This is a genomic window from Pedobacter sp. WC2423 (assembly GCF_040822065.1).
Lineage (GTDB): Bacteria > Bacteroidota > Bacteroidia > Sphingobacteriales > Sphingobacteriaceae > Pedobacter.
Genome location: NZ_CP162005.1, coordinates 3,049,370 through 3,063,837 on the forward strand (window position 1 = coordinate 3,049,370; position 14,468 = coordinate 3,063,837).

Here is a 14,468-nt window from a genome sequence, read left to right on the forward strand (position 1 = left end):
AGTCATTCCAACCTCATCCCAAGATCTTTTCAAGGTCGTTCTAATACACTACAGTAGTACTTCTATACCATAAGTGTACTCAAATCACTTGACATGACAGGAGAATTTTACTGATTTCACTTGACTTCCACCTCAAAAGCAACCTGCTGAAGAAGAAACAGACAAAAACACTATATAAAATGACTTATTATGCTCGTGAAGAAAATAGATTTGTGGTAATTTGCTTATCCCCTACACAATATGTATCTGGTTTATCAAAAAAAATCAAATCAAAATAGTATCAAGCCCATAGCTAACGGGCTGATTCATTAAAAAATAAAATCTTAAGCTATAAGGAGATCAAGCAACATCCTAAGAAAGCTGGGGCGCCTTCCCTTCCATAGTTTGCTTGTTGATCATAATGACCGCATCATCTAATTCTTTAGAAGATATCGCAAGAAAGTTTATTAATTCCAGCACATCCTGGTTAACCGGAGAATCCTTAATCAAACTAATCAGTGCAAGTATATTACTGAGTGGCCTTCTCACCTGATGAGAATTCAGCCAGGCAATCTCTTTAAGCTGCTCATTCTGGCTTAACAACTGCTGCTCATATTTTTTTTGTTTATCAATATCCTGCATCGCCCCTATCATCCGGACAGGTTCTCCACACTGATCAAAAATCGCATAACCACGATCCCTTATATATTTGAAAGAACCATCAGCACACATATACCGGTATTCCGCAAAAAAATATTTCTGTTTATCCGTCAGGATTTTCTGAAAGGATTCCATGACCGATAAACGATCATCAGGATGGATCTTTTCCATGGCCCTGAAAATATCATGACTTGAATCTTTTGAATACCCATAAGTTTCATTATACCCCTGCATCCATTTCACCTGATCAGATACGAAATCATAATCCCAGATTACATCATTGGTTGCATGGTTGACCATTTCATACAAATGAAGCAAATCATTAATCTTCTTTTCATCTTTAATTGACTTGTCTATATCTAAGACCATGACCAGATATGCTCCATCCTTCAATAAAGGAACACGATGAAAAGTTATTTTCACATAAAAACATTCTCCATTTTTCTTCCGGTGCAACCAGACCTCAGAATCAAGGTCAGTCTCCCTACAGTGATCCATTAAATCCCTGATACGTTGATGCTCTTGTTCCGGACGGATATCCAATGTGGTCATCTCTGAAAATTCATCTAATGTATAACCATACAATTTTGTCATTGCTGCATTTACAGAAAGAATTTTAAAATTTGATTTGGCCACTACATAAATTGGAAGCGGGCTGGAATTAAATAGTCTTTGATAATTTAACTCGGTAGCCTCCTGATTTTTCTGGTAAAACCTGATCGTGAAAAACAGGATCAATGCTCCAATGACCATCAATATCAAATCCAGCAGGATATGAGAGTTTAAGAGCGTCTCATATTTGAGAACAATGGAAGTCCAGTTAATCAGTCCATGCCCAACAAGAAGTGCTATACATCCCAGCGACAGATAAAAAACAATTATTTTAAGCAGGGACAGGTTCTTCATTTAATTTGCATTTCTTCTCATCAAGTATCCTATTTATCTAAAATACTAATCAATTATCAAAGTTTTATGCTTTTAGCAATTAATCCTATCAAAAGATATCATAACCCGCTGTAACATTGTGAGTCCTCTCCAATCTAAAATATAACGATGACAACTTTAAGCTTAAAAAATCTGAACAAGCAATATGGTAACCATATGGTCTTTGAATTTGAACGTTGGGAAGTAAATGAGGGCATCTATTTAATCAAAGGAAGTAACGGAGCCGGGAAAACGACTTTATTTAAGATTATTTCCGGACAAATCCCGTTTAAAGGCGAAGTAGCTATTGATCATATCACTTTGAATAATCATCCGGTAGCTTACCGGTCTTTGCTCAGTTATGCAGAAGCAGAACCACAATATCCAAAGTTTCTTACAGGAAATGATCTTTTAGAATATCATTTAAGTATACGAAAGGCAGGTAGAAAAACTGCTGACGAACTAGTTGAAGCGTTTAAAATGGGAGATTACATGAAAAACAAAATCGCAGGATATTCCAGTGGAATGCTGAAAAAGTTATCATTGATCTGTGCATTTACCGGCCATGTGAAATTATATATTCTGGATGAGCTGATGATTACCATTGATCAGGCTGCTATTGAAGTTCTTTATACACTGATCAAATCTCATCTTCAGGAAGGAAAAATATTTCTGATTTCATCCCATCAGGAACCAGACGCTTCCAGAATTTCCCTGACCGGTATTTTTGAAATTGAGAATCAGCAATTAAAACTATGCTGAAATTATGGTTAAAGACCTTTGGTAGAGAATTTTTCGCACAACACGCCGGACTGTTTCTTTTTGTTTTTTATATCATTTTCGGCGCAGTACCACCAGATCATTTCAAAAATTATCTGATAGCATTAGGGATGACCATCAATTCATCGCCTATAATTCTTGGGATATTGATACTGATTAACCTTCTTTTTAGTATCAAATGCCTGTTTTTTGTACAAAAGCAATTAAACGATCCAACTTATCATTTTGTAAAAATCAGTAGTGCATCTGTAAAAAGCGTACAGTTGCAGCATTGGATTATCCTGTACTTGTTTATACATAGTCCGCTAAATGTTATTAATTTAATGCTTATTATAATTGGAATCTATGGACACTTTTATCTATCCGCAGCCACGCTGACTGGCTATATAATCCTGATATCCGCCAGCCCGGCTTACTTCACTTTTCGTTCAGTCAATTACGCCTTCAAACCAGCAATCCGTTTAATTAATTATCCAAAAATCTCCGTAAAAAAACCTTATTGGACCTGGCCGCTCTATGCCCTGTTAAAAGAACAGACGCTCTCCCTTATCATTTGCAAAGTTTTATCTTTTATGCTGTTTAAAGGAATCATCTGGATGTTTGCCGATAACGGTTCTGATGTCAGGATTTACTTACTCAGTTTAATGACAGCTACAATTTCACATAGCATCCTGATTTCAACAGCCTTGAAATTTGAGAAGAATTATATGAGCTTTGTCAATAGTCTTCCCATCAGTAACTGGCTCAGCTTATTTTTCAGATGGATTACGATGCTGACGCTCATGGCTCCCGAACTATTTTTTTACAGTAACCTTACAGGATTTTCAATTTTAAACACCTTAAAAGGACTAGTACTTTGTTCAGGAATTCTGCTTTACCTGCGGATGTCGCTGTATTTTACTAAAGAAGATATGGAAAGATATCTCAGACATCTATTCATTCTGCTAATCTTATCAATAATGGCTATAATAGCTAATTTATATCTTTCTTTCAGCCTGTTATTAATTGCTTCCGGAGTAATTTATCATCGTTACTTATATCAAAAGAATAGCTTTAATACTGACCAGTAGATAATAAAACCAGTGTACAAGCCTCAACAGCTTCTATTTTATTTTCTTTTAATAAAGCTTCCAGCTCATCATTTTCAGTTCCGGGATTAAAAATCACTCGTTTTGGCTTCGTTCTAAGAATATAATCAAAATAATCAGCCTGTAAATGCGGCCCGATATATAAAGTGATCGTATCTACATCGGTATGAATTGCTGAAGGCTTCTCAATTGGAACACCAGCAACTTCGCCGGTTTTGATGCCTACATTAACAATTGAATGACCTTTTTCTGTCAGCATTTTTGCCGCCAGATAAGCATATCTTGATGGGTCAGGACTTGCACCTATAATTAATGTGTTCTTCATTGTGCTCTATTTTACGCTCCGGTATCGTTAAACCTCTTGCAATTCTGTTGATAAAAACAGCACCTTTCTTAAATTGTTTAGCTAAACTTCAGGATCGCGTTTGCACAATTGACACCATCTATCGCCGCAGAAACGATTCCTCCGGCATAACCGGCACCCTCAGCGCAAGGATAAAGACCAGTAACTTCCGGATGTTGAAACGTCTCCCTGTCTCTTGGTATCCTCACTGGTGATGAACTTCTGCTTTCAATTCCTACCAGAATGGCTTCATTGGTATAATACCCCTTCATCTTTTTACCAAAAAGCGGAAGTGCATTTTTTAAACTTGTCGCAATAAAATCGGGCAGCATCTCTTTCAGCATGACACTTTTAGTACCCGGCAGATAAGAATTCTTTGGTAAATCGGCAGAAAGACGGTCTTCCACAAAATCGATCATCCGCTGCGCGGGAGCCACCAGATTACCTCCACCCATTGTAAAAGCCTTTTCTTCGATTTCGGATTGAAAGTTCATCATCCGCAGCGGATCTTCACCGGGGACATCTTCCAAAGTAACCTGAACGACGGTTCCCGAGTTTGCAAAAGGATTATTACGTTTGGATGGTGACCAGCCGTTCACTACAATTTCATTCTCATCAGTTGCACAAGGTGCGATAATCCCGCCAGGACACATACAAAATGAGAACACCCCCCTGCTGCCCACTTGTTCAACCAGGCTATAATAAGCCGGTGGCAAAAATTCGCTTCTAACCGGACAATGGTATTGTGCTTCATCAATAATGGCTTGAGGATGTTCGATCCTGACCCCCATTGCAAAAGGCTTGGCTTCTACCAAAATCCCTTTTTGATGTAATAAAGTATAAATATCACGCGCTGAGTGTCCGGTGGCTAAAATAACCGAATCAGCAGTTAAAGTATAAAGTTCATTCACGACTACTCCTTTGATCTTTCCGGATTCAATGATAAAATCTGTAACTTTTTGATCAAAATGAACTTCCCCGCCAGCTTTCAAGATAGTTTCGCGGATAGCAGTGATAATATGTGGTAATTTATTAGTTCCGATATGCGGGCGTGCATCTACCAGAATGTCGGCTGTAGCACCATGCTGAACAAAAACCTGGAGTACTTTGTTGATATCACCGCGTTTGTTAGACCGGGTATATAACTTTCCGTCGGAGTAAGTTCCCGCACCACCTTCTCCGTAGCAATAGTTTGATTCTGTATTAACGATCCCTTCTTTATTGATCAGTGCAAGATCTCTTCTGCGCTGTTTTACGTCTTTTCCACGCTCCAGCACAATAGGTTTCATCCCGTTTTCTATACATTGCAAGGCTGCAAAAAGACCAGCCGGGCCAGCACCCACAATAATAACCTCTTTCCGGTCACTTACATCCGGATAATTGACTGTAAATTCTTCTTCGGGGCGGGGTTCATCAATGAATACTTTAACCTGCATCCTGAAGATAACTTTTCGGGAACGGGCGTCGATTGATCTTTTAAGGATTTTGTATCCTTTGATATGCACTCTATCTATTGATAAAACAGTGGAAAGCTTGTTTAATAGCTGTTCTTCCTGTCCTGCTTCTTCCGGGGCGATGGTTATTTCTATCTCTTTTTGCATAGGTTACGTCAGGTATTTATCCTGAATGGCTGCAAAGATAAGAAAACTGGATTATAATCCGGAACCTGCCAAAACAGGCCATCAGACGTATGAAATCATATTTTTACATACAAGTTGTCAGGTTTTTCTCCCTAAATGTAACAAAGGTACGGAAATTGAGTTCTAATGTGTAAATTAACACGTAGAAACCAAAACATGATAAAAATGAAAAAAGCAATATTAGGAGTTATCGCTGCCTTGTTCATCACCACGACCTTAAGTAGTTGTGGTTATAATAGCATGGTTAAATTGGATGAGGATGTAAAAACTAAATGGAATCAGGTAGAAACACAATACCAGAGACGTTCTGATTTAATCCCTAATTTGGTAAGTACTGTAAAAGGTGCAGCTAAATTTGAGCAGGGTACTTTGACAGCTGTCATTGAAGCACGTGCACAAGCCAGCCAGATCAAAGTAAGCGCAGATGACTTAACTCCTGAAAAGCTGGAAAAATTCCAGGCTGCCCAGGGCCAGATCGGACAGGCCTTAGGTAAATTAATGGTATTGACTGAAAACTATCCGGAATTGAAAGCGACACAACAGTTCAGCGATCTTTCGGTACAATTGGAAGGTACTGAAAACAGAATTGCTGTTGCCCGTAAGGATTTCAACGATGCTGTTCAGTCTTATAATGTCAAAGTAAGATCGTTCCCTAATAATTTAACAGCTGGTATGTTTGGTTTCAAACAAAGAGCTGGTTTTAAGGCTGATGCCGGAGCACAAAATACGCCTAAAGTAGAATTTTAGTAAACGTTTATAATATTTAAGGGTAATGCGTGTTCTTTTAATGAGTTACGTATTACCCTTATTTGTTTAATTTTGATCATTATGCCATTTCTGACAGAACAAGAACAAGACCTGATTACCAATGCAATTGGAGAAGCTGAAAAGCTGACTTCAGGCGAAATTAGAATTGCTGTAGAAAAACATTGTAAAGGCGAAGCTTTTGAAAGAGCTACTGCCTATTTCTCTAAATTGGGTATGGATAAAACTTCACAACAAAATGGTGTCTTAATTTATCTTGCTCATATGGACAAAAAATTTGCCGTTATCGGCGACAGAGGGATTCATAAATTAGTACCTGAAGATTTCTGGGAAACTACACAAATAGCTATGCAGGCTCATTTTGCGGGTGGAAATATTGCAAGCGGCCTGATTGCGGGTATTGGACTGATCGGTGAAAAGTTAGCGATACATTTTCCTTACCGCAGCGGAGATATTAATGAATTACCGAATAATATTATTTTTATGGATAAGCAGCAAGCAAATTAGATAAGCCCGGATGAAGAAAATATTAATCGCATTATTTCTGACCGTACTCTATACAGGTGCATTTGCGCAGGATTATCCTGCCAAACCAAATACACTGGTTAATGACTATACGGGCACGCTGTCTGAATCTCAGAAACAACAGCTTGAAAGTAAACTTGTAGCATTTGACGACTCTACTTCTACACAAATTGCGATTGCAATTGTAAAAAGTGTGGGTGAATACGATATCAACGAATATGCATTGGGCCTGGGCAGAAACTGGGGTGTTGGGGGCGCAAAAAACAGCAATGGTGTCATGATTGTTGTTGCTTTAGGTGACCGCAAAATCGCCATGCAGACTGGTTATGGTGTAGAGGGTGTATTACCCGATATTATTACCAAGCGGATTATCGACAATGAAATTAAACCTGCATTTAAAGCTGGCGATTATTATGCCGGACTGGATGCGGGTACGACTGCTATTATCAAATATACTAAAGGTGAATACAAAAATGATAACCCAAGAGCAGCCAAAAAAGGTGGTGGCTCTGGTGGAATATTAGCTATTATTATCATCGTTGTTGTGATCATTATTATCATCAGAAAAGGTGGTGGCGGAAATGGTGGCCAGGTAATTGGCGGCCGTGGTGTTGGAGAAGCTTTATTCTGGGGCGCGTTATTAGGCAGCGGCAGAAGCTCTGGCGGTGGCTGGGGCGGTGGCGGCGGCAGCAGTAGTGGCGGCGGCGGATTTGGTGGCTTCGGCGGAGGTAGTTTCGGTGGTGGCGGTAGTAGTGGAAGCTGGTAAAAGAAGCTGGTAAATATGTATAAAAGAGATTTAATAACTGCCGAAATTCAAAAACTCGGACAAGCAATAGCAAGAATCCTGGGATTAAAACAGGAAGGCAGACTGGAAGAGACTGACAATGGTTTAAATGAAATGCTGGAATCTGATTTTGGAATCCTGTTTTCAGACCTGGTAGCTTGTGATGCAACAGATTTCATGGCTTTTCTGACGGAGAAAAATTTTCCTTCAGAAAAGCTGGAAATTCTTTCACAAGTGCTTTACCTCAAATTCAATACAGCAGTGCTGACTGAAGAAAATAAGTCCGTTGCAGAAAAATTGCAGCTGACTTATCAGACCTTGGAAGTGAAACATCATGTAGTCAATATGAACAATCTAAGCCGTCAAAAAACAGTCACAGATTTTCTAAAACAGCACGCCTGATACAATACAAACGAATGGAGATTAAAAAATGGGAAAAACTTTCCTCCAGGTACCTGGTTCAGGAAAAATGGGCGACGCTGCGTGTAGATACCTGTAAATTACAGAACGGTGCTGTAAAAGATGATTATTTTGTATTGGAATATCCTGATTGGGCCAATGCGGTTGCATTAACGAAAGATAATAAATTGATTATGGTGCGTCAGTACCGCCATGCAGCAGATATTATTTCATTAGAGATACCTGGTGGTGTTATTGAGCCGGGAGAAGATCCGGAAGCTGGTGTCAAAAGAGAGTTACTGGAAGAAACCGGCTATTCTTTCGAAAGCTGTGAGTTGATCGCAACACTTTATCCTAATCCGGCGACATCCGATAACAGGACATTTACTTACCTGCTAACCGGTGGTATTCAAACACAGGAACAGGATCTGGATGAACATGAGATCTTAAATGTGGAAGAATATACGATTGAAGAAGTTAAACAACTCCTTCTTGACAATAAAATAGAGCAGTCTTTACATGCTTCAGCCTTATTTTATGGATTGATGAAATTGGAGGCGATTAAATAAAGAAAAATAATATCAAATAATAAACGGGCTGTCTTGCATCAAGGCAGCCCGTTTGTATGGGTAAGACACCTGATGATTCTGATTAACCCATTTTCAGTTTCTTCTGAATATCGTGTACATAACCTTTAAATTTCTTATCTGTATCGATCAGATCTTCAACGGTCTGGCAGGCATAGATTACAGTAGAGTGATCACGGCCTCCAAAGAAAGCTCCAATAGTTTTCAGGGAAGATTTAGTGTGGCTTTTGGACAGGTACATGGAAATCTGCCGGGCTTGTACGATTTCTCTTTTACGGGTAGGCGATTTGACCATATCTACCGGGACTTCAAAGTACTCACATACCAGTTTCTGTATGTATTCCATGGAAATCTCTTTAGTGGTATTTTTGATAAAATTCTTCAGCATTTGTTTCGCTAAAGAAAGATCAATATCTTTTTTATTCAAAGTAGACTGGGCAAGTAAAGAAACCATTGCTCCTTCCAGCTCTCTGACATTATTATCAATATTATTGGCTACATATTCGACAACTTCCTGCGGAAGCTCAATGCCGTCTGCGTACATTTTCTTTCTCAGGATAGCGATTCTTGTTTCCAGATCAGGAATTTGCAAATCTGCTGAAAGCCCCCATTTAAACCTGCTGAGCAGCCTCTCTTCCAGTCCTGCCAGGTCTTTAGGTGCTTTATCTGAAGTCAGGATAACTTGTTTGCCAGATTGGTGCAGGTGGTTAAAAATATGAAAGAAGATATCCTGTGTTTTTTCTTTTCCGGCGAAATTATGTACATCATCCATGATGATGACGTCCATTGCCTGGTAGAAATTCACAAAATCATTGATGGTATTATTTTTCAGGGAGTCTACAAATTGCTGGCAGAATTTCTCGCAGGAAACATAAATGACCAGTTTATCGGGCATCGTCCGTTTAATTTCATTACCTATAGCCTGACCAAGATGGGTCTTTCCCAGGCCCACTCCGCCATAAATCATTAAAGGATTGAATGAAGTACCTCCCGGTTTTGCTGCAACAGCATAACCTGCCGAACGGGCCAGACGGTTACAGTCGCCTTCAATATAGTTTTCGAAAGTATAATTTGAGTTCAGCTGAGGGTCTACATTCAGCTTTTTCAGCCCTGGTATTATAAAAGGATTCTTAATGTCCTTGTTTATAGAAACAGGTATTGGCATAGATTGCATTTTAGCTTCTGCCCCATTCCCGTTAGAGGGCATGTTGGTGGTATAAGGTGAGCCGCTATTGGAAGATTTATCTACCACAATGTTATATTCCAGTCTGCCTTCATCTCCAAGCTGCTTCTTAACAGTCTTGCGCAGCAGCCCCACATAATGTTCTTCTAACCATTCATAGAAAAATAAACTAGGTACCTGTATTGTCAAAACTTTGCCGTCAAGTTTAAGGGCAGAAATCGGTTCGAACCAGGTTTTAAAACTTTGGCCCGGGATATTATCCTTAATAATTTGAAGACAGTTTTTCCATACTTCTGTACAAGTTTTTTCCATAGTGTCCTAAATATATTAATGATTTTCCCGAAGAATACAGCCTGCGAAAACTGACGTTCCGAGACATCGAAGATTCAAAAAATTATCAACAAAAAAAACTAAAATTTCATTTATTTAGTAAGTACCTAATCAGCAGAGTAATACCATAGTTAACCTAAATTTTTTATGTGGATAACTATTTTTTAACATTCAATTAATACTCTCCGAAAACACTGCGTAATACATCGGCAATCTCCCCTAAAGTGGCATAAGCTTCAACTGCGGTCAGGATAAGCGGCATCAGATTTTCTGTTGACTCTGCTCCTTTCTTCAAGTTAGCTAAAGCGATCGCAACATCTTCATTATTTCTTTCTTTTTTTAGTTGATTAATTTTATCAGTCTGGATAGTTCTTATCGATTCATCAATTCTTAAGGTATCTGTGATCCCTTCTTTTTCCTGTGTAAATTTATTCACGCCAACAATCACCCTGGTGGCTTCTTCAACTTCTACCTGGTAGGCATAAGCTGCATCCGCAATTTCATTCTGAATGTATCCGTTTTCTATCGCATTGACAGAGCCGCCCATGGCATCAATCTTATCAATGTATAGCTGAGCTGCTGCTTCAATTTCATTGGTCAGATTTTCCACAAAGAAAGAACCCGCTAATGGATCTACAGTTTCAGTGACTCCGCTTTCAAAAGCAATAACCTGCTGGGTGCGCAAAGCAATTTTAGCTGCCGCTTCTGTGGGTAAGGACAGTGCCTCATCAAAACCGTTGGTATGCAATGACTGTGTACCGCCAAGGACGGCCGCCATGGCTTGATTAGTCACTCTGACAATATTGTTCATAGGTTGCTGCGCGGTTAGCGTAGAGCCGCCCGTTTGGGTGTGAAACCGCAGCATCTGTGCCTTCTCATCTGTAGCCCCCAGAGTTTTGGTAATATTTGCCCACATTCTCCTTGCTGCGCGGAATTTTGCGATCTCTTCAAAGAAATTATTATGGCAATTGAAAAAGAAGGATAAACGTTTAGCAAAAATGTTAATGTCAAGCCCCTTTTCCAGTGCGGCATTCAGATAAGCCTTTCCATTGGCGAGTGTAAAAGCTAATTCCTGTACAGCGGTAGAGCCTGCTTCACGGATGTGATAGCCAGAAATAGAAATGGTATTCCATTTAGGTACTTCTTTACTGCAGTATTCAAAAATATCAGTAATGATCCGCATGGATGATTTAGGTGGATAGATATAGGTGCCTCTTGCAGCGTATTCTTTTAGAATATCATTCTGTATCGTCCCTGAAATCTGCCTGATATCTGCGCCTTGTTTTTTAGCCAGGGCGATATACATGGCCAGTAAGATGGAAGCTGTGGCATTGATGGTCATCGAAGTTGTAATTTTCTCCAGTTCAATTCCGTCAAACAGCGTTTCGATATCTTTGAGGGAGTCAATGGCCACACCTACTTTTCCGACTTCTCCTTCGGCCATTTCATGATCAGAGTCATAACCAATCTGAGTAGGGAGATCGAATGCGACCGACAATCCCATTGTACCCTGTTTTAACAGGTAGTGATAACGTTTATTGGATTCTTCGGCTGTACTGAAACCGGCATATTGACGCATCGTCCATAGTCTGCCGCGGTACATATCTTTTTGAATCCCCCGGGTGTAGGGAAACTGACCTGGTTTTTCATCCATCGGCTGGGCGAGGGTATAAGTCGCTTTGATTTCAATCCCGGAGCTGGTCACAAATTTTTTATCTTCCATATTAAAATAACTGGTGAATGTCTTTTTGAATCAATTCCAAACTAAGGTCATATGGATTTTCAGCAATTGTTGCCATATGTTCCAGTACTTTTCTGCTCAGGTCTATGCCGCTTGCATCCACAGGTAACCCTGCTACCGCATTATTGAGCATAGCGATAGTATCTTCTTTTAGTTTACGCAATACATTCCAGCCAGCAGGATTTACATAGAGCTGCTGGGTTACATTATGTTGATATTCTGTTCTGATTTCATTCAAAATAACTGCCTGCAGGTCTTTTGCAGAGATTCCCTGCTGATGCAGTCTGACTAACAGGTTCGCAGGATTAATGCGTTCGATAAAAACGATCATCCTTTCGTAAGCTTGTAACCGCAGCGGCAGTAAATGGATGCGTTCTTCTTTTCTGGCTTCAAAAGATTTCAAATTGAAATATTTATGTACTTCATTCCTGATCAGGTACCAGGCAAAAGCTACGGTAATGCTGCCTCCTATAGCCAGAACGGCCACTAGTGTCAAAAAGTATGGTATGTTCATTTGGTTGTAATTGTCTTCAGCAAAAATGTATTTTTATTTCTATAAATCTTGCAATTTATTCATTTGTGTTTAGCGGGCTTTTTAGAAACAATCTAAATTCTTGACGTCAAATTGACGGTCTTATTGTTTTATGTTATACAGTATAAACCATTTGTTATTATCTTTGCAAGAACAATCCTGATTTTGGACTGAGCACCATAAGGATATATTTGTTATTCCAAATTAGAAATATCATGAGTACAGTAGATACAGCGTTTGCACCAGTTTCTTTTACTGAAACGGCTTTAAAAGAACTTTTGAAATTAAAAGATCAGCAGGAAATTGCTGACGATTTTGGTTTGCGTGTTGGTGTTGAAGGTGGCGGATGTTCAGGCATGAGCTATTTGCTGGGTTTTGACCAGAAAAAAGATGGTGACCAGGAATTTATAATCAATGGAATGAAAATTTTCATGAATAAGGCACATCAGATGTACTTGCTTGGTATGCAGGTAGATTGGCAGGATGGTTTAAACTCAAGAGGCTTTACTTTCAGTAATCCGAATGCAGAAAGCACCTGCGGTTGCGGAACCAGCTTTTCAGTATAATTAAAACATTTTCTTTGTAACATTTTAAAAGTCCCGTTGTCCTAACAGCGGGACTTTTTATTTTTAAGCTCCCTCAAATTACATCTCAGAGAAATGACCTATACAGAAAATATAAGGCTGGCCCTGCAATCTATAAGGAGTAACCGTTTGCGCACGATGCTGACTGCATTAATTATTGCGATTGGTTTATCGGCATTGGTTGGGATTTTAACAACTCTGGATGCAGTAAAAACAAGTATGACTGATGCTTTTTCGAGCATGGGTGCCAATTCTTTTACCATTAGGAATAAGGGTACGGGAATCCGTTTCGGTGGCCCCGGTCAGGAGGCAAAGTCTTCGAAGGCTATCCGTTATGAGGATGCAATTGCTTTAAAGAAACAGTTTGTTGGACCAGCTACAGTCACAGTGAGTGTAATCGCGTCCAGTGCTGCAACGGCTAAATATGCGCAGCAGAAAACGAATCCGAATATCAACATCAGGGGTGTTGATGAAAATGGACTGAAGTCGTTGGGTGCTGATATTTCAAATGGCCGTAATTTCACGCCCGAAGAGTCCGATCAGGGTGCAAATATTTGTATTCTTGGTAGTGAGATTGCAACTACTTTATTCAAAAAAGAATCTCCTGTTGATAAATTTATAAATGCTGGAGGCAACAGGTTAAAGGTGATTGGTGTATTAGTGTCCAAGGGTTCAGGCATGGGTTTTAGTACAGACAGAGCGATATTTATTCCGCTTTATAAGGCTAAGGTGATCAATACGTCCCCGAATCCTTCGTATACAATCAGTGTGATGGTGCTGAAGCCGGAACAGATGGAGAATGTAATTGGAGAGGCTACCGCTGAGTTCAGAAATATCAGGAAAATTAAGATTAAGGAGCCGAATGATTTCGAGATCACCAAGAGTGATGCACTTGCACAGACTTTGTTTAAGGATCTGGCGATGATTGCGGTAGGTGGTATTGCGATTGGTGTGATTACTTTAATAGGTGCTTCTATTGGTTTAATGAACATCATGCTGGTTTCGGTGACCGAGCGTACACGTGAGATTGGAATCAGAAAAGCTATTGGCGCGAATCCTTCTGTCATCAGGAAGCAGTTTCTGATTGAGGCCATCATCATTTGTTTGATGGGTGGAGCGATGGGAATCTTGTTCGGCGTGTTGCTGGGGAATGCAATTTCCCTGATGATGGGTGGTGCTTTTATTATTCCGTGGTTCTTTATTTTCGGAGGGTTTGTGTTGTGTGTGCTTGTAGGGGTTGCATCGGGTTATTATCCGGCGAAAAAGGCTTCGAAACTGGATCCTGTTGAGGCTTTACGCTATGAATAGAGTTTCGTTTTTCAAAGTTCAAAAACACCCTGTTGCTACATTGCTGTCGGCGCCCCCTGAAAAGGGGCCAAGGCCAGCAATGTAGCAACAGGGTGTTTTTGAATCCAATGGGGCACTCCACGGCCTGGTTGGTGGCTAGCTGTTATTGGGATTACATAGTTTGTTAGAGGGTAATAATTGTTAGTTGCTAATTGTTAGTTGCTAATTGTTAGTTGTTAATTGTTAGTTACTAATTGTTAGTTACTAATTGTTAGATGCCAATTGTTAGATGCTAATGTTAGTTGCCAATTGTTAGTTATTAATTGTTAGATGCCAA

The 14,468-nt window shown here is 39.6% G+C and carries 15 protein-coding genes; 9 read left to right on the forward strand and 6 right to left on the reverse strand.

The annotated features are described in order from the left end of the window. Positions 1–351: 351 nt before the first annotated feature. Positions 352–1,545, reverse strand: coding sequence for a PAS domain-containing protein (locus AB3G38_RS12480; protein ID WP_367864242.1), 1,194 nt, complete (start codon positions 1,543–1,545; stop codon positions 352–354). Between the two features lie 147 nt (positions 1,546–1,692). Between AB3G38_RS12480 and AB3G38_RS12485 the strand changes: the two genes are divergently transcribed. Then, a complete protein-coding gene (locus tag AB3G38_RS12485; RefSeq protein ID WP_367864243.1) occupies positions 1,693–2,325 on the forward strand; it encodes an ATP-binding cassette domain-containing protein in 633 nt (210 codons plus the stop codon). Further along, a complete protein-coding gene (locus tag AB3G38_RS12490; protein ID WP_367864244.1) occupies positions 2,319–3,413 on the forward strand; it encodes a hypothetical protein in 1,095 nt (364 codons plus the stop codon). Before AB3G38_RS12485 ends, AB3G38_RS12490 begins: the two co-directional genes overlap by 7 nt. On the opposite strand, the gene AB3G38_RS12495 is transcribed toward AB3G38_RS12490, so the two are convergent. Next, on the reverse strand, positions 3,397–3,756 hold the full coding sequence (locus AB3G38_RS12495; protein WP_367864245.1) for a CoA-binding protein: 360 nt from the start codon (positions 3,754–3,756) through the stop codon (positions 3,397–3,399). The genes AB3G38_RS12490 and AB3G38_RS12495 overlap by 17 nt on opposite strands. A gap of 77 nt (positions 3,757–3,833) precedes the next feature. Further along, positions 3,834–5,375, reverse strand: a complete 1,542-nt coding sequence (locus AB3G38_RS12500; RefSeq protein ID WP_367864246.1) for an NAD(P)/FAD-dependent oxidoreductase — start codon at positions 5,373–5,375, stop codon at positions 3,834–3,836. A 204-nt stretch (positions 5,376–5,579) separates the two neighbouring features. Here AB3G38_RS12500 and AB3G38_RS12505 point away from each other — a divergent pair, with 204 nt between their 5' ends. The 5 genes from AB3G38_RS12505 (at position 5,580) to AB3G38_RS12525 (ending at position 8,456) form a co-directional block, all read left to right on the forward strand. Next, positions 5,580–6,161: a LemA family protein gene (locus AB3G38_RS12505; RefSeq protein ID WP_068406961.1), complete on the forward strand. Its 582-nt coding sequence runs from the start codon at positions 5,580–5,582 to the stop codon at positions 6,159–6,161. Between the two features lie 81 nt (positions 6,162–6,242). After that, positions 6,243–6,686, forward strand: coding sequence for a TPM domain-containing protein (locus AB3G38_RS12510; protein WP_367864247.1), 444 nt, complete (start codon positions 6,243–6,245; stop codon positions 6,684–6,686). A gap of 10 nt (positions 6,687–6,696) precedes the next feature. Continuing rightward, on the forward strand, positions 6,697–7,470 hold the full coding sequence (locus tag AB3G38_RS12515) for a YgcG family protein (protein WP_367864248.1): 774 nt from the start codon (positions 6,697–6,699) through the stop codon (positions 7,468–7,470). 15 nt (positions 7,471–7,485) lie between these two features. Then, positions 7,486–7,890: a hypothetical protein gene (locus tag AB3G38_RS12520; protein ID WP_367864249.1), complete on the forward strand. Its 405-nt coding sequence runs from the start codon at positions 7,486–7,488 to the stop codon at positions 7,888–7,890. A 14-nt stretch (positions 7,891–7,904) separates the two neighbouring features. Continuing rightward, positions 7,905–8,456 (forward strand): NUDIX hydrolase, encoded by a 552-nt coding sequence (locus AB3G38_RS12525; RefSeq protein WP_367864250.1) that lies wholly within the window; start codon positions 7,905–7,907, stop codon positions 8,454–8,456. 82 nt (positions 8,457–8,538) lie between these two features. Here the strand turns inward: AB3G38_RS12525 and dnaA are convergent, their stop codons facing one another. The 3 genes from dnaA to AB3G38_RS12540 all read right to left on the reverse strand — a co-directional run bounded on the left by dnaA (position 8,539) and on the right by AB3G38_RS12540 (position 12,242). After that, positions 8,539–9,969: a chromosomal replication initiator protein DnaA gene (dnaA, locus tag AB3G38_RS12530; RefSeq protein WP_367864251.1), complete on the reverse strand. Its 1,431-nt coding sequence runs from the start codon at positions 9,967–9,969 to the stop codon at positions 8,539–8,541. 193 nt (positions 9,970–10,162) lie between these two features. Then, positions 10,163–11,710, reverse strand: a complete 1,548-nt coding sequence (locus tag AB3G38_RS12535; RefSeq protein WP_367864252.1) for a methylmalonyl-CoA mutase — start codon at positions 11,708–11,710, stop codon at positions 10,163–10,165. 1 nt (position 11,711) lies between these two features. Then, positions 11,712–12,242 carry a hypothetical protein gene (locus AB3G38_RS12540; RefSeq protein ID WP_367864253.1) on the reverse strand — a complete coding sequence of 177 codons (531 nt, stop codon included), beginning with the start codon at positions 12,240–12,242 and terminating at the stop codon, positions 11,712–11,714. A gap of 233 nt (positions 12,243–12,475) precedes the next feature. On the opposite strand from AB3G38_RS12540, the gene AB3G38_RS12545 reads away from it, so the two are divergent. Beyond that, a complete protein-coding gene (locus tag AB3G38_RS12545; RefSeq protein ID WP_068406949.1) occupies positions 12,476–12,826 on the forward strand; it encodes an iron-sulfur cluster assembly accessory protein in 351 nt (116 codons plus the stop codon). Positions 12,827–12,919: 93 nt separating this feature from the next. Then, the gene (locus AB3G38_RS12550) at positions 12,920–14,152 is read left to right on the forward strand and encodes an ABC transporter permease (RefSeq protein ID WP_367864254.1); all 1,233 of its coding nucleotides are present in this window, start codon (positions 12,920–12,922) and stop codon (positions 14,150–14,152) included. Positions 14,153–14,468 lie beyond the last annotated feature (316 nt).